Origin of the sequence: Vibrio sp. SCSIO 43132 (assembly GCF_019904195.1) — a bacterium.
Taxonomy (GTDB): domain Bacteria; phylum Pseudomonadota; class Gammaproteobacteria; order Enterobacterales; family Vibrionaceae; genus Vibrio; species Vibrio nigripulchritudo.
In genome coordinates this window covers 1,712,878-1,733,774 of the sequence record NZ_CP063199.1, presented here as the reverse complement: position 1 = coordinate 1,733,774, position 20,897 = coordinate 1,712,878, and the positions used below count along the sequence as shown (strand labels likewise).

Sequence of the window (20,897 nt, the reverse complement as noted above, 5' to 3'; positions counted from 1 at the left end):
TTTACAGTCCTCGCTCCTTGATCCATTCACGAACTTTCATGCCCTCTTTTAATCCGGAAATACCAGAGATAACGATTTGATCGCCGTTCTCTAGCCCACTTACAATTTTGTAGCTGTCATCTAGCTCGACCTGAACGGGTTCAACGCTGCCATCTTCTTTCCTTTTCCACACCATGGTTGATCCATTTTCATCAGAGATGGCTGTTGGCGGAATGGTGGTTACTCGACCTTCTGGGATTTCCACTCGAACAACACCGGACATGCCCGGAAGCAAGCCGACATCGTCCGGTCTTTCCATTACCATGGTCACTTTATAGCTGTTGGTTTTAGGATCGGCTTCAGTATCTATCTCCTGAAAAGTCAGCGGGAAAGAACGATCGTGATAGGTATCAAATTTCATTTCGGCCGATACCACATCACCAATGGTGAAACGCCTGAAAAGGTGTTCAGGCAGTTGGAAAACCACTTTCAGAATCTGGTCAGTTTGAATGTTCATCACGCCCTGCTGAGCAGCGACGAATTCAAAATTGTTGGCATTAACGATCGAAATGGTTCCATTGTAAGGCGCACGAAGCGTGGCATACGAAACGTTCGCTTTAGCCTGATCAAGGCTAGCAAGTGCGGTTTTATGATTAGCTGCCGCTTTATCGAAATCCTGCTCAGAAACAACTTTGTCTTTACGCAGTTTTTTAAAACGCAAATATTGCACTTCAGCAAGCTTAAAATTGGCTTGTGCCTGCTTTAAAAGCTGCTGATATTCATCAGGATTGAGTGTAGCCAGTACATCGCCTTTATTTACACGCTGACTGGCAAAAGCTGGAATAGTCTGCAACTGACCCGGAACTCGAAATGCCAATACGGCTTTATCGCCTGCTTCAGACGTCGCAGGAAATTCTCGAACGAGTTGTTGTTGACTAAGGGAGATAGTAAGAAGTTTTGCTGGTCGGGATTCTGGTTCTGGAACAGGAGGTAACTCACGTCCGCATCCAGCCAGAGTTGCTACGGATAGCGCGAGAAAATGAAATTTGAAACGCATAGCGTGTTCATCCATGTTTCGAAACTTGGTAATAACATAGATGAAAACGGATATGCGTTCCAGTTTAAAAATAAGATAAATGTATGAAATCTAACTTCTTGTTTCAGAACTCATTCATACATCTGGCTGACATCAGAGATTCTTGAACTCTCTGTTGACTTTGAAAGCGTCTGACGTGACATACGCTTCCATTTTTTGAAGAGATGATTCGAGCTCAGATAATTCTCTATCAATGTTATGAATCACCTGAGACGGTGTACCACCAGATTGCCAAGGTTTACTCTTCACTTTGTGCTCGAACTGCGATGTCTTCTTTTGCTCAATAAGTACTGGCTTCTTATCTAACATCAAAGCCATTGCGATGTAAGCCAGTACAACAAAGAATCCGAAACCTAATAGCGCGGCGGAAACAACTAAGATTCTGACCAACCAGGTTTCTGCGCCAAAGTACTGAGCTACACCGGCGCAAACGCCGGCTAGCTTTCCATTTTCAGGGTCTTTATACAGGCTCTGTCTACTCATAGATTTTGCCTCCAGTTTGGCGATTCAGCATCCAGAATGCGTTCCAGTGTCTGGACTCTTTGCTGCATCGCTTCTGCCTGACGCGTTAGGGATTGCAGTTTCTCAAAGTCTTCGTCTGACAATCCTTGCGCCGTTTTTCGTTTGCTGCGGTAGTGCAGCACTAGCCATATTGGTGCCACAAAGATTAGAAATACAATCAGTGGGGCGGTGATAAACGCTGCTGACATACAGAGACTCCGTTAGTGAATTACTTGTCTTCTTTATTCTGACCCATTTGCTCTTTCAATTTTGCGAGCTCTTTTTCAATCTCGTCCTGAGCTTGAAGTTCTGCGAACTCTTGATCGAGTGAACGGCCTGTTGAGGTGTAGGTATCGGCTTCGGCTTCCAGTTCGTCAATTTTACGCTCGTATTGCTCGAACTTTGACATCGCCTCAGCAGTGCGACTGGTATGAAGGTGCTTTTGCACATCACGGCGGTTCCCCGCAGCCTGACGACGAATCACCAACGCTTGTTGCTTAGCACGTGTTTCGTTGATTTTCGCCTCTAGTTTGCCGATTTCGCCAGTAAGCTTCTCGATGGTTTCTTCAACCAGCGTCTGTTCTGTATGAAGACCAGCAACCATTTCTTCCAGCTTTTGCTTTTCAATCAACGCTGAGCGAGCCAAGTCTTCACGTTGTTTAGTCAGTGCCAGAGTTGCTTTTTCTTGCCACTCTGAAATTTGACGCTCTACCGATTCAACGCGGCGAGCCAGTTCTTTTTTGTCTGCAATAGCACGAGCAGAGTTAGTGCGAACCTCTACCAATGTGTCTTCCATTTCCTGAATGATCAGTCGAATCATTTTTTCAGGATCTTCAGCTTTATCCAGAAGTGCGCTGATGTTTGAATTCACGATGTCCGCAAAGCGAGAGAAAATACCCATAATTGATCTCCTGTTATGTGACTGTTCAACTTGGTATGGTTTCTTTAATACACAATGCGTGCCAACTTTTATTTATTTTAAATACAACAAGTTAGCTGGCAATCATTTTTTATACTGAGTATGCTATGATAATTCACACCAACACTTGGTAAAATTTACCACACCTAAGGAAAATCTCGTGAAGCAGCAGAATCTCATCGGTGAATCCCCTTCCTTTTTATCCGTTCTGGACAAAGTATCGCGCCTTGCTCCAATTGAAAGACCTGTACTGGTACTCGGTGAACGAGGAACGGGTAAAGAGCTGATCGCTCAGCGCTTACATTACCTATCCAGACGTTGGGATCAGCCTTTAGTATCCATGAACTGCTCCACTTTAAGCGAAGGTTTGATAGATTCCGAGCTGTTCGGTCACGAAGCGGGATCTTTCACAGGTTCCAAAGGCAAACACCAAGGTCGATTTGAACGAGCGGAAGGTGGTTCTCTGTTTATGGATGAACTGGCCACAGCCCCGCTTTCCGTTCAGGAAAAGCTGCTTCGAGTTATTGAATACGGTGAATACGAGCGCGTTGGCGGCACTCGTACTCTCTCTGCTAACGTACGACTGATTTGTGCAACCAATGCCAACCTGCCAGAAATGGCAGATAATGGTGAATTCAGAGCCGACTTGCTCGACAGACTGGCATTTGATGTTGTTCATATTCCACCTTTACGCCAACGGAAAGAAGATATTCTGCTTCTGGCGGAGCACTATGCCATTAAGATGTGCCGGGAATTATCGCTGCCTATGTTCGTAGGCTTTACGACCAATGCTGTCGGCTCGCTCCTTGAATACCAATGGCCAGGTAATGTTCGAGAGCTTAAAAATGTTATTGAGAGAGCGGTATATCAGCAGGGTGCTGGCGAAGAACCAATTGATGAACTGGTCTTCAATCCTTTTGGCAACGACTGGTCTGAAACCCATTCAGATATAACTGAGCCTACTGAACATAACGCCTCCTCTGCTGCCGATATTCAATTCCCTATCGACTACAAGAAATGGCAGGAAGAGCAGGACTTAATTTTGCTCAACAAAGTGCTTCATGAATCCAAACATAATCAAAGACAAGCGGCGAAAATGCTGGGCTTGAGCTACCATCAGTTAAGGGGAATGCTGAGAAAGTACAATCTTGTGGGTCAGCAAGCCGAATAAACCTGTGCGATGATTCTCATTTGCCCCTTTGGATTCAGACTAATTGTTTGGTCTGACAAGTAAAAAATGTTAGATTAGCCGGATCGAGAGGTATTGGTGAGTAATTACATTATTACCTCGTTAAGTGCCAGAATTCTCGTTTGTATGAAATCGTTCCTACATTTCTCTTTTACCGTTGCCAGTGCGTGGCTACTCAGTGCATGCAGTGACGACATCGACCATAGCACGGTCAGAAAACAAGGCTTTGTCTACTGTGGTCAAAGTTCTCCTTCGTCTTTCAATCCTCAACAAGTCGACAGCGGTCTGACAGCAGAGGCGTTAAGCCAACAGCTTTTTAATACCTTGCTGACTTTAGAGCCTGAGACTCATAAGCCAGTGTCCAGCCTGGCGACCAGTTGGGACGTGAATGAAGATGGTACGGAATATCTTTTCCAACTAAGAGAAGGTGTAGAATTTCAAACAACCCCATGGTTTATTCCTACTCGCACACTAACCGCGCAAGATGTGGTTTTCAGCTTCGAGAGAATTCTAAACAGCAGTCATCCTTTTCATTACCTTGGTCAAGGGCGTTACCCCTGGTTTGAGGGAATAGATTTTAAAGGTCTGGTTAAATCCGTCGAAGCCATTGGCGACAATCAGGTGAAGTTCACTTTGACTCGCGCCGACAACACTTTTCTTCCGAACATTGCTACTCCGTATGCTGTGATTCATTCACGCGAATACGCTGACCAGTTGATAAAGAATGGCACAAAACACTATCTCGACACTCGTCCAATCGGCACTGGTCCCTTCTATCTTGATGAGTATCAGACCGGTGATTTGATTAGAGTGAAGAAGCACGATGGCTATTGGCAGGGTGTCCCAGCCATGCAGCAGGTTGTGTTTGATATTTCTACACGAGGAACAGGTACTTTAGCAAAACTGCTTCGAAAAGAGTGTGACGTACTCTCTTCTCCAGTTTCCAGCCAGTTACCCATCATTATTGACGATGAAAATCTCGTCTTGCACGCCAAGCCGGCAATGAATGTGTCTTTCATTGCATTGAACACATCACACCCTGCACTCAATGATCGCCGGGTGAGAAAGGCGTTGAACCTTGCCATTAACCGCCAGGTAATCTTAGATTCCGTCTATTACGGTACAGGTTCGATTGCCTATACTCTGTTGCCACCAAGCTCCTGGGCGTATCAAAAAGACAGCATTCAGATTCGGTACGATCGAAATTACGCATTGGCATTGCTTGAAGAGGCAGGATTTTCAAAAGGGTTAGAGATGTCGATGTGGGTACCACTTGAACCCAGACCTTACAACCCAAGCCCTCGGAAAACCGCTGAACAGATTCAGGCAAGCTTTGCAGATATCGGTATCACGCTGAATTTGCTGACGGATGACAGGTTCAACCGGGCTGAATTGAATACCAACCTGCCTAATGTCGATATGCTGCTGACTGGATGGACAGCCAGCACTGGCGACCCAGACAACTTTTTACGTCCTTTGTTGTCATGTAACGCTGAAAAAGCGGGGCTGAACGTTTCTATGTGGTGTAACCCAGACTTTGATTTTTTGCTCGATTTGTCGCGCGAAACGAACCAGCCTCGGTATAGATTGAATTTGTACCGTCAGGCACAAAACCTGTTGAATCAGGAGATGCCAGTCATTCCATTGGCTCATGGCATTCAGTATCAGGCCAACCATAAATCATTGACTGGTTTCCAAATGAGCCCATTCAACGTTCGATCATTCCACACCGTCGAGAGGAGCGAATAATGTTTCGGTATACGGTTCGACGGTTGAACCTATTTATTATCACCTTGTTTATACTGACTTTTGTCGGTTTCAGTATATTGCGACTGGATCCTACTTCGCCAGCAGCACTCGAAGACTTGATTCCAGGGTGGTTACAGTACATTGGCGAAATCAGTCAGCTGAACTTTGGACAGAATGAACGAGGTGAACCGATCTGGAATGATATTCTGGTCGTGTTTCCTGCCACTATTGAGCTTTGCTTTTTCGCATTTTTAATTGCCCTTTTGATTGGTATTCCAATTGGAACCGTTGCTGGCACCCGTCAGGGTAAATGGATCGACACCGTGATTTCATTTACCTCAATGTCAGGATTCTCAGCGCCTTTGTACTGGATTGCCCTGATGCTGATATTCGTGTTCTCACTGACAGCGGAGTGGTTTCCGGTTGGCGGGCGTTTTGACCTCTTGTATCAAATTGATCATGTGACTGGCTTTGCGATTATCGACGCCCTGCTCTCTGATCGCCCGCTCAAAGCGCACGCACTGCAAAGTGTACTTGAACACCTGATTCTTCCGTGTATCGTTCTGGCACTGGCACCGACCACCCAAATCATCAGTCTTATGCGCGCTTCCGTCGCAGAAGTCATGCAGCAGAACTACATTCGCGCGGCCAAAATTAATGGTCTTTCAAAATATGAGATTGTTATTGAGCACGTTATTCGTAACGCGCTGCCACCCATTATTCCAAAATTCGGTGTTCAGCTTTCCAGTATGCTGACGTTTGCGATCATCACTGAATCCATTTTTAACTGGCCGGGTATCGGTCGCTGGCTTCTTGATGCATTGTCGAATCAGGATTATGTCGCTATTCAGGCGGGTGTGATGGTTGTGGCTACCTTTGTACTGATCGCCAATATTCTCTCAGACCTCATTGGTGCATTCGCCAATCCGCTGGTAAGGAAGGAATGGTATGCTGACAGATAATGTATATCAGGAAGAACGCATTCCAACTCAGTTTGAGTTTTTCTGGAGTAACTACCGCAGTAACACGTTGGCAATGTTTGGGCTGTGGTGTCTGGTTATTCTACTTCTGATTACTCTTTTTTCGCCGTGGCTGACGCCTCATGACCCACAGGCACAAACAGCGAATCTTAGGCTGCCACCTTCATGGCACCAGGAAGGTACCGTTGAATTTTTCCTGGGAACTGATGATCTTGGCAGAGACATTCTCTCTCGCCTGATTGAGGGCTCTCAGCTGACTCTGGGTGCAGCCATTATCATCACAGCCATCGCTGCGCTCATCGGTTGTGCCATTGGTATTCTTGCAGGTATGACCAAAGGCTTGGTGTCCAGTACCCTGAACCACCTTTTGGATACCGTCATGTCCATCCCTTCCCTGCTTCTTGCGATTATTTTCGTCGCGTTTCTAGGGTTTGGAGAATTCAACATTCTGCTGGCGATTTGTCTTGCACTGATCCCAAGGTTTATCCGGTCTGTGTATGTTGCGGTACATAACGAAGTCGAGAAAGACTACGTGACTGCTGCTCGTCTCGACGGCGCTAAAAATATCCATCTTATGTGGAACTCGATTTTTCCAAACGTGCTGCCAGTCATCGCTGCCGAAGCAACCATGGCTTTGTCCGTCGCAATTCTGGACATCACGGCACTGGGCTTTTTGGGTTTGGGCGCACAAGCACCGAGCACTGAATGGGGTGCAATTCTGGGCGATTCAGTTGAACTGATTTACTCTGCTCCCTGGACGGTAACCTTACCCGGTTTGGTCATTATGTTTACCATTGTTGTCATTAACTTGGTTGGTGAAGGGACCCGACGCGCACTGAATGCGGGGATTGAATAATGCCTTTACTTGATATTCGACACCTGACGATTGAAATCGAAACCCCGCAGGGGAAAGTCAAAGCCGTCGACCGCATGAGCCTGACCATGAACGAAGGAGAAATCCGAGGGTTGGTAGGCGAATCTGGTTCGGGGAAAAGTCTGGTTGCGAAAGCCATTCTGGGTATTGCCAAAGACAACATGACTGTTACTGCAGACAGGCTGCGTCTGGGCAGTATTGATCTGTTACAACTGACACCTCGTGAAAGAAGGCGGATCATCGCGCGCGATATCGCGATGATTTTTCAGGAGCCTTCAACCTGTTTAGACCCTTCCGAACGAGTTGGCAGACAGTTGGCTGAATCTATACCTCGTGATTCTTACGAAGGTCGCTGGTGGCAGGCGTGGAAATGGCGTAAAACGCAGGCAATGGCTCTGCTGCATAAAGTGGGCATTAAAGACCACAGACGAGTGATGCGCAGCTACCCTTATGAGCTGACTGACGGTGAATGTCAGAAAATAATGATTGCGATGGCTATCGCAACCAAGCCCAAAGTTCTGATAGCAGACGAACCGACCAACGATTTAGACGCCATTACTCAGTCTCAGATTCTCCGTCTGCTTAGCCGGATGAATCAGGTGAACAACACGACTATTCTGCTGATTGGGCACGACCTCACCACCATTACTCAGTGGGCAGACAGAATTACCGTGATGTATTGCGGTCAATCCGTCGAATCAGCAGCAACCAAACAGATTCTGAATGCACCTAAGCACCCCTACACCGTGGCACTGTTGCAAGCGATGCCAGACTTCAATGACTGGATCCCTCACAAGTCCAAACTGCAATCTCTGCCGGGGTCCATTCCTCCACTTCAACACTTACCTATTGGTTGCCGACTAGGACCAAGGTGCCCTCATGCGCAGCGCCAGTGTGTTGAAATTCCACAGACTCAAAAAGTGAAAAATCATAAGTTCAGTTGTCATTTCCCTCTGAACACGGAGAAGCGTTCATGAGTGCGTTGTTAGAAGTCAGCAACCTAAGCAAAACGTTTATCAGTCGTTCGGGGCTGTTTAGCAAGAAAGAGCAGTACGCGGTTAAACCCGTCAGTTTCACGCTCGAAGCAGGGCAAACTATCGGCTTTATCGGGCAGAATGGCTCTGGCAAGTCGACTCTGGCAAAAATGCTCGCAGGTGTTGTTGAGCCAACATCTGGTGAAATAAGAGTTATGGGCGAAAAACTGGAACACCGAGACTACTCCACTCGCTGCAAATTAATTCGCATGATTTTTCAGGATCCCAATACCTCTCTGAATCCTCGTTTGCAGATTGGCACCATCTTAGAAGGTCCACTGAAACGTAACACCAGTATGGCTTCGGAAGATCGTAAAAAGCGCGTAAAACAGACACTCATGAGAGTGGGTCTGCTGCCTGAACACGCTTACTTTTATCCTCAAATGTTGGCGACTGGACAGAAACAACGTGTCAGTCTGGCACGTGCACTCATTCTACAGCCGTCTATAATTGTTGCTGATGAGGCGCTTAATGGTCTGGATATGGCGATGCGTTCTCAGATCATTAATTTGCTTTTGGAGTTGCAGGAAGAGATGGGTGTGTCGTTTGTGTTCGTTTCTCAACATATCGGAATCATAAAACACATTACCGACAAAATTATGGTGATGCATGAAGGCAACGTGGTTGAGTCTGGCTCGACGCACGAAGTAATAGCCAATCCATCCCATCAAATTACACAACGCCTGATCGAGAGCCACTTCAATAAAGCCCCAGCACATTAAGGCAGCCTATGTGGAAAAGCATCAATCCTCTGAATCACTGTATACTCTGTTTGGTGCTTTTCACGTTTTCTTCCCCTTCCTTCAGCGAGTATCGGTGGCTTGATCCAGCATATCTAGAAGAAGCATTTTATGAAGTCGCCTTAAAAAATGAGTACGATGCTGGCGGGCAAAACGTCAGGAAATGGCGAGAACCCGTAAAAATTTATTTGGAGCATAAAGTCCCGGACGAAGACATTCACACCGAACTGGCTCAAATGCATGTAAAGCACCTGTCGTACCTCACCAATCACCCAATCGAAATTGTTCCCACACCTGAAGAAGCCAACGTTATCTGGGTCTACACAAGGTTGAGTGAATGGGAAGAGGACATTGAAAGAGTATTGGGAAGACCTTCGCTCCAGCATTCAAAGCGAGCGATTTGTATCGCCAATTTTGAAACCGCACCCGACGGGCAAATGATTAAAGGGGGGATTATTATTCCTGTTGATCAGGCTCGTTCAAAAGGAAAACTATTGGGCTGTGTAGTGGAAGAAATTACCCAACTTCTGGGCTTGCCGAACGATTCAGAAAAAGTCTACCCATCCATTTTTAACGATGAGTCTCCTGAAGATCTGCTTTCCCCTCTTGATGGTCTGCTGCTTAAAATTCTCTATCACCCTTCTCTGGAACCGGGAATGAGTAAAGACGAAGCACAACCTATCGTCAGAGCCATACTTTCAGAATTCCAACAAAATGGCACCTTAGAAGGTGCCATTCGAGAAATCAGAAAGGGAGAACTTTACCCACTGATGGGCTTTTAGTTTAAGTGACTTATTAGCGCTTGCTCGCCTGTTTTTTTAGTTCAAAGTCAAATTCTTCTGGGTACAGAATGACGCCTTCCTCGTTGTCATTTGGGAAGACAACCACTGAAAGCTCGTCGTCTTCCAGACCATAGGTCCAGCGGCTGTGCCATTTGTTGATTGAAATCGCTTCAGGCTTACACTCTTCCCAATCACCTGTCGCCCAGGCTTGGGCAAACTCTTGGTTTGGCCATACAGGTACGCAATCTTCGTCTTCTGTGTTTAACATAACGCAGCCATGCTCGTCGGTTAAAATCCAAATCTCGCGATTGGCAACCACCTCTTTAATGCAGTATTTCAGACGTTGTTCTGTGTTGTAACGGTTGATGGTTTCAATTTGTTCTTGATCGAGTTGTTTAGACATTTGGAATGCTCTTAGAAGACAGGAATGCAGGAAGTACTATTATACCAAAATCCTCAAAGACATCACGCTCAGCGACAGACGATTTGGGCAAATCTACGACATCAGCTCAGACAAACTTTTTAAATAGTTTGGCTTTATCGAGAAGCACTTCCAGATCTTTCATTCGGTTGCTGGTTTCAGACCAGGTTGCAGACTGAATCGCCTCCACCAAGGCTTCCACTAAAAAAGTAATAGCTACTGTTGAATCCCACGCTGAAGGCGCTTCAATTCGGGCATGAAAAACGTGCTGAGCCAGCTTCACAACTGGCGACCCCCATTGATCTGTAAACAGAATCAGGTTCACTTCTCGGCTGCGGGCGATTTCCGCCAGCGTGAGAATGTCGTTCTCGTATCGGCGAATATCGAACACCACCAGCGTATCGCCGGGCTTCATGTTAATCACATAGTGCGACCAGCTATTGGCGTTCGGTTCCACCATGGTGACGTTGGCACGAATGACCTGCATATGAGTAAACATATATTCAGCAATAGAGTGGCTGATTCGCCCACCAACTATATAGAGAGAGCGGTTTTGGTCACTTAGTGCATCCACAACATCGTTAAACGTTTTCTCATCGATTTGAGTCACGGTCTGCCGGATGTTGTTCACCACCGCATCAGCAAAACGATCAAGAAGATGGGACTTTTCGTCGATGCTGGGAATAGAATCATGCTTTTCAATCGGGCTTTTTAGGGTGTCGCCTATCTCCTCATGAATGCTGCGTTGCATCTCTGGAAAGCCGCCAAAGCCAAGCTTTTTCGCCAAACGAACCACGGTTGGTGTCGATACCTTCGCGGCTTCCGACAAAGACACTACCGTCCCTAGACTGGACGCCGGGTAATTCTCCAGCATCACATTGGCGAGCTGCCTTTCTGCCCGAGTCAGTGTGGCAAACCCTTCTTTAATCCTTTCCGCTACCGTCAAAACATTCTCCATACCGCTTTGTAGCTCCACCGTTATTGAGAACATTGTAACAAACATAACATGACATCTTAAAATGAAAAAATATTTTCTGTAATTTTATTGACAGCATTTTTATTTCTGTAAATATAGGTACAAACAGATCATTATTTAACCAATAATCTGAAATCATTCTAAGAAAACATTCTGGGAACAGTGACGTTCCTTGAGCAGTCTAGTGAACATGGAGTTGTTGATGGAGCAGGATCCAATCCTTTCGCTTCCCTCGCCTATTCGGGCGTTTGTAAAGGGAGTGGAAACAGTGAACCGAAAGATCGGTCGGTTTGCGATGTATCTGGTATTCGTGATGATAGGGGTATTGCTCTACTCATCCATTTCAAAAACCTTTTTCTACCCTTCGCTTTGGACGTTGGAAATGGCGCAATTCGTCATGGTGGCGTTCTACATGCTCGGAGGACCTTACTCTATGCAGTTGCAAAGCCACGTCCGAATGGACTTGGTATACGGTAACTGGAGCCTCCGCAAAAAAGCCATGATAGACAGCATCACCGTTATCATGTTGTTCGTTTACTTAGGCGTGTTGCTGTATGGCGGAATATCCAGCACCAGCTACGCGGTCGAATACGGTGAACGCAGCTACTCAGCTTGGCGACCTTATATGGCGCCAATAAAAATCATCATGTGCATAAGCGTGTTTCTTATGTTGCTTCAGGCGATTGCGGTCTGGATCCGTGATATAGCCACTGTCATCTATGGCAGCGAAACGGAGGCAAATTCATGAGCTACGAAATGATCGCCATGTTGATGTTCTCTGCCATGATGCTGATGCTGCTTACAGGGCAGCGTGTCTTTGCGGTTATCGGCTCTATTGCTGTGATCGCCGCTCTGCTTCTCTGGGGCGACGGAGGCTCAGAAATCGCCTTTAGTTCAGCCATCAAACTGATGAAATGGTACCCACTGCTTACTCTTCCCCTGTTTATCTATATGGGATACATGCTGTCTGAATCAGGTATCGCAGAAGATTTATACCGCATGTTCCATGTCTGGATGGGACCATTAAATGGCGGGCTTGCGATAGGAACCATAGGTCTGATGGTGGTGATCTCCGCCATGAACGGTTTAAGTGTTGCCGGAATGGCCATTGGTGCCAGTATTGCATTACCTGAGCTGTTGCGACGTGGTTACGACAAAATCATGGTAACGGGCGTCATACAGGCGGGAAGTTCATTGGGAATATTGGTTCCCCCGAGTGTGGTTCTAGTGCTGTATGGCATGATTGCCCGCCAGCCCGTTGGGCAACTTTGGCTCGCCGGTGTTTTTCCCGGTCTGCTGATGGCGACTCTCTTTATCGTCTACATTGTGATTCGATGTAAATTGCAGCCGAATTTAGGTCCAGCTCTCCCAGAAGAAGAAAGAAATGTCAGCTTAAAAGAGAAACTACTACTGCTACGCGCTGGCATTACCCCGCTTCTGATATTTGTTTCCATGACCGGGTTGTTTTTGATGGGCGTGACCAGCTTGGTAGAAAGTTCCGCCGTGGGTGCAACCGCCGCGACCATTGCCGCCATCGCCAAAAGACGCCTTAATCGAAATGTCATGGAAGAGACGTTAAGAAAAACGTTAGCCATAAGCTGCATGTTTATGTGGATCATTCTTGCAGCACTTTGCTTTGGTGCAGTGTTTGACGGAATCGGCGCAGTAAAAGCGATTGAAGGATTCTTCATTGATCGATTAAACCTGACACCTTGGCAGGTGCTGATTCTGATGCAGCTTTCTTATCTGCTAATGGGAACATTCCTTGACGACACTGCGATGCTGGTGATTGTCGCGCCGCTTTATGTTCCGCTAGTCGGCGCGCTGGGATTCGACTTGCTCTGGTACGGCGTGCTTTACACCATTACCTGTCAAATCGCCTATATGACGCCACCATTTGGCTACAACCTCTTCCTGATGCGAGCGATGGCACCACCCGAGATTTCCCTGAAAGACATTTACCTATCCATCATTCCGTTTGTGCTGATCATGATATTCGGTCTGATTCTGGTGATGGCTTTCCCACAACTGGCTTTGTGGCTACCGGAGTACCACTACGGCCAATAAAACACGACCTGATGTGACAACCTTAAACTTGGACAAGGACACACATTCCATGGAGGAATAAAACATGTCTAGTAGAAGAGATTTCCTTAAAAAAGCAGGGGCGGTGTCAGCCGCAAGTGCAACAGCCATTGTGGGCGCACCTGCTATTGCAAACAGCAAAAAGACCATCAAATGGCGTTTGCAAACCTACGCGGGTCCAGCGCTCGGTGAGCACGTAATCAAACCTGCTGTGGATGCATTCAACAAAGCCGCCAATGGCGAAATGGTCATTGAACTGTTTTACGCCGATCAGCTTGTACCTACGGGTGAGCTTTTCCGAGCTATGCAGCGAGGGACAATCGATGCGGTGCAAAGTGATGACGACTCCATCGCCGCTCCTGTAGACATTTCTGTATTCGGCGGGTATTTCCCCTTCGCTACTCGATACAGCCTGGATGTTCCTGTGTTGTTTGAACAATACGGTTTAAAGGAAATTTGGAAAGAAGCGTATGACGAAGTGAAAGGCGTCACCTGGTTGTCAGCAGGTGCATGGGACCCCTGCCACTTCGCTACGGTAAAACCGATCCGAAGCCTGTCAGATTTGAAAGGAAAACGCGTCTTTACCTTCCCAACAGCAGGTCGCTTCCTGTCTCGTTTCGGTGTTATTCCGGTCACCTTGCCCTGGGAAGATGTCGAAGTTGCCATTCAAACTGGTGAGCTTGACGGCATCGCCTGGTCAGGCATTACCGAAGACTACACCGTTGGCTGGGCTGACGTCACCAAGTACTTCTTAACCAACAACATTTCCGGTGCGTGGTGTGGCTCGTTCTTCGCCAACAGCGAGCGTTGGGATGCCCTGCCAGAACACCTGAAAACGCTATGGCGTCTCTGCATGGACAGCTCTCATTACTACCGCCAGCACTGGTATTGGGGTGGAGAAGCTAAACTTCGTGTAGAAGGCAAAAAACTTGAACTGACCACCATCCCAGATGAGGAATGGAAATCAGTCGAACAGGAAGCGCTGAAATTCTGGGATGAGATTGCCAAAACCAGCCCAAGGACAAAACGCGTGGTGGACATCTTCAAGAAATACGCCGCCGATATGGAGAAAGCGGGCAAACCATATCGTTACAGCTAACAGGGTATCGCACCGGCAGATAATGCCGGTGCTCAGAGGAACAGGAAATGGATGCAAGATCAGTAAAAACCATCGAAGACGCCAAGAAAATTGTTGAAGAACGTGGGCTAAGCCACATCAAAGTTGGGCTGTTCGATAACGATGGGATTATGCGCGGAAAATACATGTCGAAAGACAAGTTCTTCTCGTCACTGGATAAGGGCTTTGCCTTTTGCGATGTGGTTTTGGGCTGGGATGCCAAAGACCAACTCTACGACAACACCACCTACACCGGATGGCACACAGGCTATCCAGATGCGCCTGTCAGAATTCTGCCTGAAACCTGTCGAGATGTGCTGGATGAAGAAGGCATGCTGTTGTTTATTGCCGAGTTTGATGAACAGGCATCCTCTGTCTGCCCCAGAAGTACTTTAGCGCGCGTATTGAAAAAATATGACGAGCTAGGATTAAACGCCTTTGCTGCCTTCGAATATGAATTTTTTGTTTTCAATGAGACGCCCCACTCTGTGCGAGAGAAGAATTATCAGGACCTCGAGCCAATTACCCCAGACTGGTTTGGCTACTCGATGATCCGAAATTCCACCTATCTGGAACTGTACCAACAACTGCTCGATTTAGGTGAAAGCATGGACTTCCCCATTGAGGGCATTCATTCCGAAACAGGTCCCGGCGTAATTGAAGCCGCTCTGGCAGTTGATGAAGCCATGAGTGCTTCGGACAAAGCTGCCCTATTCAAAACTTACACCAAAGTGCTGGCTCAACGAAATGACCTTATGGCGACCTTTATGGCGAAATGGAGTAACGATTACCCCGGACAAAGTGGTCATATACATATTTCTTTGCAAAACAAAGATGGCAGCTCCGCTTTTTACGATCCTAAGACCGAATACAACATGAGCACGCTACAGCGTCACTTTGTTGCGGGTTTACAAAGACTTATGCCTGACTTCTTATGCATGGTCGCACCAACGGTTAACAGCTACAGACGCATGATCCCCGGCTTCTGGGCACCTACCCACTCTACCTGGGCAGTGGAAAATCGCACAACGTCACTCAGGGTGATTCCGGGTTCTGCCAAAAGTCAGAGGGTGGAATATCGAATTGGTGCTGCTGATGGCAACCCGTATCTTGCTCTCGCCGCCGCATTGGCATCTGGTTTGTGCGGGATACAAAACAAATGGGAGCCCGGCGAACCTATCTTAGGTAATGCCTATGAACAAAACATTCCTGAAGATTTGAAACTGCCGGGCACTCTGTGGGATGCAGCGCAAAGGTTAAAAGCTTCTGCTCACGCGAGGGAGATGTTTGGCGATGAATTTGTCGACCATTTCGCGGCGAGCCGAGAATGGGAAGAACGAGAATTCAGAAAAGCAGTGACCGACTGGGAGCTGAAGCGCTACTTCGAAATCATATAAACGGCTAAAGGTATAGGACATCATGGAACAGAACACCCTATCTCCGATCAATGGCAAAGTGTGCGTGACGCGAGAACTGGCAACCGCAGAACAGATTCAGGCTGTGATCAGCAGCGCCAGCCTTAGCCAAAAGGAATGGCAGGCCACTTCGCTTGAGAAACGTAAAGCCATTTGCTCTCAGGCAATAGAGAATTTTGTTGCCAATAAAGAAGAGATTGCGAAAGAAATTACCCAAATGATGGGGCGACCTATTGCTCACACACAGGGCGAAGTGTTCGGTGTGGAGGAACGAGCACTCTCAATGATTGCGCAGGCTGATGATGCGTTAGCAACGATTGAACTACCTGAAAAAACAGGATTTACGCGATACATAAAGCGCGTTCCTGTGGGAAACGTACTGGTCATCGCCCCTTGGAATTACCCATACCTCACTGCTATCAATGCAGTAATACCTGCTTTACTGGCTGGCAACAGCGTAATAATCAAGCACTCGGCTCAAACTCCGCTCTGTGCTGAACGATTAGTGGAAGCTTTCGAAGGAACTGGGTTACCAAAAGGCGTTTTTCAGTTTGTTCATACCGATCATGCGTCCACTGAAAAAATGATTCAGAGCCTCGGTATCGACTACGTTGCTTTTACCGGTTCTGTAGCTGGCGGTGCCATGGTAGAACGCAATGCGGCTGGTCGGTTTATTGGTGTCGGTCTCGAACTCGGCGGAAAAGACCCGGCGTATGTTCGTTCGGATGCCGATCTTGATCATGCCGTAGAAACACTGGTCGACGGAGCCTTTTTCAATTCAGGTCAATCCTGTTGTGGGATCGAACGCATCTATGTTCATGAGTCCGTTCACGACCAGTTTGTAGATAAAGCGGTAGAACTTGCAAAAGAATACACATTGGGTGACCCGACAGATCCTGAGACCACACTAGGGCCACTGGTTAAAACCGCTGCCGCAGATTTTGTGCGCGAACAGATAAAGCAGGCCGTTTCACAAGGTGCAAGGGCACACATAGACGAACACCTTTTCCCGATGAGCCAAAAGGGAACCCCTTATTTAGCACCTCAGATTCTGACAGAGGTGAACCATTCAATGAGTGTGATGAACGAAGAGTCCTTTGGTCCAGTTGTCGGCATTCAGTCCGTAACTAGTGACGAAGAGGCGATTTCGCTGATGAACGATTCAGAGTTCGGACTGACTGCCTCAGTTTTCACTAAAGACGCGCTAACCGGAGCCCGGATAGGCGAACAGATTGAGACAGGAACATTCTTTGTCAATCGCTGTGACTATCTCGATCCCCAGTTGGCATGGACTGGTGTAAAAAACTCCGGTCGTGGCTGCACGCTTTCAAGCATAGGGTTCGAAATGCTGACCCGCCCTAAATCATTCCATATCAAAACTCTGGGAGAAGGCTAATGACCATCGCAAACTGGAACTACCCGACAGCCATCAGTGTTGGAAAAGACGTTCTAAAGTCGCTTCCTGATCACTGTAAGAGACTTAATATTCAATCTCCACTTCTGGTGACTGACCCTTTTCTGGCAGATATGGATATCGTGATAAACGCCATAAAGAACTGTGAAGAAAAGGGGTTGGCGATTGCTGTGTTTGCCGATGTTCAGGGAAACCCGACCGACACCAACGTGAATCTGGGCATTGATGCTTACAACGCAGGTCATCACGATGGGATCATCGCATTTGGTGGTGGTTCTAGCCTGGACGCGGCAAAAGCCATCGCCCTTTGCGCAAATCAGAGTCTGCCTCTCTGGAGCTTTGAAGATGTTGGTGACAACTGGGCTCAAGCGGATGAGAGCAAAATTGTACCTGTTATCGCTATACCTACAACAGCTGGCACGGGTTCAGAGGTCGGGCGCGCTTCGGTGATCACCGACTCCGATAGTCACATCAAGAAAATCATTTTTCATCCCAAAATGATGCCTGTGCAAGTATTGCTCGACCCAATGGTGACCGTTGGTTTACCTGCGCACATTACGGCGGCAACGGGAATGGATGCACTCTCTCATAGTTTGGAGGCATACTGCGCTCCCGGATACCATCCCATGGCGGACGGTATCGCTATCGAGTCAATCAATCTTGTTAAGCACTTTCTCTACCGAGCTTATTTAGACGGTGATGACATCGATGCCCGAACTCAGCTACTGGTGGCGTCAAGCATGGGGGCGACGGCTTTTCAGAAAGGCTTAGGAGCCATGCATGCCCTAGCCCACACCTTGGGTGGGCTATACGACAAACACCACGGGCTGCTGAACGCGATTTTGATGCCGTATGTGCTGGAAGCTAACCGCAGCGAAATCGAAGACAAAATGGTGGTTTTAGCGCGTGCGCTTTCGCTTCAATCTCCGGGCTTTGACGCGGTAAACAACTGGATTCTGAGCATGCGAAAAACACTGGCGATACCACATACACTGGCTGAAATTGGCATCACGGGCGATGAAGTTGAAAAAGTTGGGCAACTAGCGGTTCAGGATGCAGCCGCAGGTGGTAACCCCATACTATTTACAGCAGAAGAGTACTCTCAGCTATTTGTGCATGCGCTGACAGGTCAGAAAATACAACAATAACCATAACGGTGATGGCAATGAAAATTTGCATATTAATCTGTGACGATGTAAACCCAGCTCTGGAACCCGAGCATGGAAACTACAAGGAAATGTTCAGCCGACTTCTGCATGCAGTAGACGACTCTATTGAACTCGCTTTTTACTGGGTAAATCATCGGCAGTTTCCTGAAGACATTACAGAGTGTGATGCCTACATTACCTCGGGCAGTAAGTCTGGTGTGATGGACAACGATCCGTGGATAAACGATATGGAATCGTTAGTGCGCGAGATCCATCAGGCTCACATTCCATTCATTGGGATATGCTTTGGTCACCAAATGCTGGCAAAAGCGTTGGGGGGAGAAGTATCCCGCGCTGAAGTCGGCTGGGGTGTAGGCACTGCCGTTACCAAGGTTTTCATTCCTCAGCCTTGGATGGAACCATTTCAGCAGCAGATCAACTTGCTGGTCAGCCATCAGGATCAGGTGATTTCCATGCCGGATGATGGACAAGTCATTGCGGGCAATGATTTCTGCCCTGTTTCAATAATGTTGGTAGGAAAAACTTCGCTTGGAATTCAGGCACACCCAGAATTTTGTGCTCCCTACTCCAAAGCGTTGATTGAGATCAGAAAGGATTCGATACCTAAATCCGTTCAGGAAAAAGGTATCGCGTCGCTTAAATTACCAACCGATGGATTGCTGGTCACACAGTGGATGCTGAATTTTATTTGTGAGTCTTTGAAAAGCTAGCGTTCAAACAGATTGAGAATATTTTCCAACTCTCTCTGTACCAGATAATCGGGTTTAGACAGAAGTTCAGCACGAAGCACCTTGATGACTTCCTGAGCTTTCAGTTTCTGATTTGAACGCTCAAGCCAATATAGGGTTTCTAGCTGAATTTCTTTTTCACTGCGTTGTGAACCAACCATGGTATTCATTTCCAGAGCCTCATTCAGCGCCATGATTATGGTTGTAGTGTCCAGCTCGCCCGAACGAGCCAGTGCAAGACGCGAGCGAACCTTTTGCGGGAAACCTACACTTTCTGACGGCGGTACATTCACATCAGTGGAATTCGCATCCCTGAAAGTGTGCCATGATGGAACATCTTCAAAAGAAATGGTAAGCCCCTTTTCTTTGTTGTCCTGAACAGGGATGTTTCCGCTTAGATACTGAACGTAATACTCCGTTTTTAATGCCTGAACATACCAGGAATAATTCGATTGAATTGTCTCGCCATAATTACTTTGGGTTACGTGCCAGAGTGCTTTGTCCAAATTCCCCGTTCTCATGTGGATTTCAGCCAACCAAAGGTGGGAAAGCGAGAGCACAATTGGGTCTTGAGAACGTTCCAGAAGATATTCCAGCTTAGGTTGTGCAGACAGCCGCTCACCCACATCCACCATGCATATTGCCCTTTGTAGCGCACTCCATTCGTGGCTAGCATCGATAATGCTGGAAGCGGCGAAATAGTGTTGAGCAAGCAGGCACCCTCTCTGGCTTAGGGCTTGCTGCCCTTTCGCATATTCGTGCATCGCGCTGACTTCAAAATCGTATTCCGCCAATGTATTCAACGCTTCTTCTGGACGAAGTTGTTGAAGAATCGTAGAGGCGATCCCCGGCATGCTGAGCGCCAGATCCGATTTGGTTATGGAGCCAGTCTGGCGAGCTAAGTGTTTATCAAGAATGGTGTATTCAATGGATTGCCCTTCTTCCTTCATGGTGACAGAGGCATAAACAATGGCATCCAATTCCAAACGCTTAAACTCTTCGCCGGACCAGTTTGAAATATCCGTCTCATGAGCACCAATCTGACTCGGTGGGAAAACTTGTATGTCTGGGTAGAGCATCAAGTCGGTCGCCAGCATATCGCTGAGCCCATATTCCACCCAGTCGTAGGAGTCCAAGGGAGTCGCGTTATGGAAAGGCAGCACTGCAACTTTGATGCTCTGATGGGAAAAGTCTATTTTGTCCTTGCCAGTAACCAGCCAGAAAGCGGCAACCAAGGTTAATACAATGCATAGAGGTAGCAACAGAGTGAGTTTTTTGTTTGCAGATTTAGAATCAGGTTGTTTAAACGGCGCGATTTCAGCTATCCATTTGTATCCCTGATTGGGAATCGTCCGGATAAATTTTGGGTTAGATGCAGAGTCACCGAGCAATTTTCTGAGCTCCAGAACGCTTTGAGAAAGTGATCGTTCCCGGTATTCGCCGTTGACCCATAACGCTTCAAGCAACTCATCTTTTGAAATGATCCTGTCTGGGTTCTCGATAAAAAATGCCAACAGCTGTGCTACTTTGTTTCTTATCGTAATGGGCTCTTCTTCTTTGAAGAGTTTCCCTGATGTTGCGTCAAATCTAAACTCACCGAACTGAATCACACTTCGCCTTTTCCCGTATCCCTGATTGTTCACACCCGCAGCCTAACGCGCTGGTTTTTACCTTTCAACGCTACAAATCACTAAATTTGATAAAATTTGTCATCCTTTGTCTTTGATTT

The 20,897-nt window shown here is 47.2% G+C and carries 21 protein-coding genes; 14 read left to right on the top strand and 7 right to left on the bottom strand.

What is annotated here, in order from left to right:
- Position 1: 1 nt before the first annotated feature.
- The 4 genes from INR79_RS07840 to pspA all read right to left on the bottom strand — a co-directional run bounded on the left by INR79_RS07840 (position 2) and on the right by pspA (position 2,477).
- Positions 2 to 1,036 carry an efflux RND transporter periplasmic adaptor subunit gene (locus INR79_RS07840; protein ID WP_004408369.1) on the bottom strand — a complete coding sequence of 345 codons (1,035 nt, stop codon included), beginning with the start codon at positions 1,034 to 1,036 and terminating at the stop codon, positions 2 to 4.
- A gap of 132 nt (positions 1,037 to 1,168) precedes the next feature.
- Positions 1,169 to 1,558 carry an envelope stress response membrane protein PspC gene (gene pspC / locus INR79_RS07835; RefSeq protein WP_004408368.1) on the bottom strand — a complete coding sequence of 130 codons (390 nt, stop codon included), beginning with the start codon at positions 1,556 to 1,558 and terminating at the stop codon, positions 1,169 to 1,171.
- Entirely contained in the window at positions 1,555 to 1,785 is a 231-nt protein-coding gene (pspB, locus tag INR79_RS07830; RefSeq protein WP_004408366.1) for an envelope stress response membrane protein PspB, read from the bottom strand. The genes pspC and pspB overlap by 4 nt, the downstream gene beginning before the upstream one ends.
- 20 nt (positions 1,786 to 1,805) lie before the next feature.
- Entirely contained in the window at positions 1,806 to 2,477 is a 672-nt protein-coding gene (pspA, locus tag INR79_RS07825; protein WP_022592416.1) for a phage shock protein PspA, read from the bottom strand.
- A gap of 178 nt (positions 2,478 to 2,655) precedes the next feature.
- On the opposite strand from pspA, the gene pspF reads away from it, so the two are divergent.
- The 7 genes from pspF (at position 2,656) to INR79_RS07790 (ending at position 9,843) form a co-directional block, all read left to right on the top strand.
- Entirely contained in the window at positions 2,656 to 3,666 is a 1,011-nt protein-coding gene (gene pspF / locus INR79_RS07820; RefSeq protein WP_022610522.1) for a phage shock protein operon transcriptional activator, read from the top strand.
- 144 nt (positions 3,667 to 3,810) lie between these two features.
- Positions 3,811 to 5,433 carry an ABC transporter substrate-binding protein gene (locus INR79_RS07815; RefSeq protein WP_223096710.1) on the top strand — a complete coding sequence of 541 codons (1,623 nt, stop codon included), beginning with the start codon at positions 3,811 to 3,813 and terminating at the stop codon, positions 5,431 to 5,433.
- Positions 5,433 to 6,395 (top strand): ABC transporter permease, encoded by a 963-nt coding sequence (locus INR79_RS07810; RefSeq protein WP_022550422.1) that lies wholly within the window; start codon positions 5,433 to 5,435, stop codon positions 6,393 to 6,395. Before INR79_RS07815 ends, INR79_RS07810 begins: the two co-directional genes overlap by 1 nt.
- On the top strand, positions 6,382 to 7,269 hold the full coding sequence (gene sapC, locus INR79_RS07805) for a putrescine export ABC transporter permease SapC (RefSeq protein WP_022550421.1): 888 nt from the start codon (positions 6,382 to 6,384) through the stop codon (positions 7,267 to 7,269). Before INR79_RS07810 ends, sapC begins: the two co-directional genes overlap by 14 nt.
- A complete protein-coding gene (locus tag INR79_RS07800) occupies positions 7,269 to 8,264 on the top strand; it encodes an oligopeptide/dipeptide ABC transporter ATP-binding protein (protein WP_004409215.1) in 996 nt (331 codons plus the stop codon). The genes sapC and INR79_RS07800 overlap by 1 nt, the downstream gene beginning before the upstream one ends.
- On the top strand, positions 8,261 to 9,043 hold the full coding sequence (locus INR79_RS07795) for an ATP-binding cassette domain-containing protein (protein ID WP_022550420.1): 783 nt from the start codon (positions 8,261 to 8,263) through the stop codon (positions 9,041 to 9,043). Before INR79_RS07800 ends, INR79_RS07795 begins: the two co-directional genes overlap by 4 nt.
- Before the next feature lie 8 nt (positions 9,044 to 9,051).
- Positions 9,052 to 9,843 carry a DUF2927 domain-containing protein gene (locus INR79_RS07790; RefSeq protein ID WP_022610520.1) on the top strand — a complete coding sequence of 264 codons (792 nt, stop codon included), beginning with the start codon at positions 9,052 to 9,054 and terminating at the stop codon, positions 9,841 to 9,843.
- Between the two features lie 13 nt (positions 9,844 to 9,856).
- Here INR79_RS07790 and INR79_RS07785 read toward each other — a convergent pair whose 3' ends face one another.
- Positions 9,857 to 10,246: a DUF2750 domain-containing protein gene (locus INR79_RS07785; RefSeq protein WP_022550418.1), complete on the bottom strand. Its 390-nt coding sequence runs from the start codon at positions 10,244 to 10,246 to the stop codon at positions 9,857 to 9,859.
- A gap of 106 nt (positions 10,247 to 10,352) precedes the next feature.
- Positions 10,353 to 11,267, bottom strand: coding sequence for a MurR/RpiR family transcriptional regulator (locus INR79_RS07780; RefSeq protein ID WP_004409223.1), 915 nt, complete (start codon positions 11,265 to 11,267; stop codon positions 10,353 to 10,355).
- A 241-nt stretch (positions 11,268 to 11,508) separates the two neighbouring features.
- Here INR79_RS07780 and INR79_RS07775 point away from each other — a divergent pair, with 241 nt between their 5' ends.
- From INR79_RS07775 to INR79_RS07745, 7 genes are all read left to right on the top strand, one after another.
- A complete protein-coding gene (locus INR79_RS07775) occupies positions 11,509 to 11,988 on the top strand; it encodes a TRAP transporter small permease subunit (RefSeq protein WP_262415392.1) in 480 nt (159 codons plus the stop codon).
- Positions 11,985 to 13,307 (top strand): TRAP transporter large permease subunit, encoded by a 1,323-nt coding sequence (locus INR79_RS07770; protein WP_004409227.1) that lies wholly within the window; start codon positions 11,985 to 11,987, stop codon positions 13,305 to 13,307. The genes INR79_RS07775 and INR79_RS07770 overlap by 4 nt, the downstream gene beginning before the upstream one ends.
- 64 nt (positions 13,308 to 13,371) lie before the next feature.
- A complete protein-coding gene (gene dctP / locus INR79_RS07765; RefSeq protein ID WP_004409232.1) occupies positions 13,372 to 14,424 on the top strand; it encodes a TRAP transporter substrate-binding protein DctP in 1,053 nt (350 codons plus the stop codon).
- 47 nt (positions 14,425 to 14,471) lie between these two features.
- Positions 14,472 to 15,839: a glutamine synthetase family protein gene (locus tag INR79_RS07760; protein ID WP_223096708.1), complete on the top strand. Its 1,368-nt coding sequence runs from the start codon at positions 14,472 to 14,474 to the stop codon at positions 15,837 to 15,839.
- 22 nt (positions 15,840 to 15,861) lie between these two features.
- Complete coding sequence (locus INR79_RS07755) at positions 15,862 to 17,253, top strand: aldehyde dehydrogenase family protein (protein ID WP_223096707.1); 1,392 nt, start codon at positions 15,862 to 15,864, stop codon at positions 17,251 to 17,253.
- Complete coding sequence (locus tag INR79_RS07750) at positions 17,253 to 18,419, top strand: iron-containing alcohol dehydrogenase (protein WP_223096706.1); 1,167 nt, start codon at positions 17,253 to 17,255, stop codon at positions 18,417 to 18,419. Before INR79_RS07755 ends, INR79_RS07750 begins: the two co-directional genes overlap by 1 nt.
- 17 nt (positions 18,420 to 18,436) lie before the next feature.
- Entirely contained in the window at positions 18,437 to 19,150 is a 714-nt protein-coding gene (locus tag INR79_RS07745; protein ID WP_223096705.1) for a glutamine amidotransferase-related protein, read from the top strand.
- Here the strand turns inward: INR79_RS07745 and INR79_RS07740 are convergent.
- The gene (locus INR79_RS07740) at positions 19,147 to 20,811 is read right to left on the bottom strand and encodes a winged helix-turn-helix domain-containing protein (protein WP_223096704.1); all 1,665 of its coding nucleotides are present in this window, start codon (positions 20,809 to 20,811) and stop codon (positions 19,147 to 19,149) included. The genes INR79_RS07745 and INR79_RS07740 overlap by 4 nt on opposite strands.
- Positions 20,812 to 20,897: the final 86 nt, after the last annotated feature.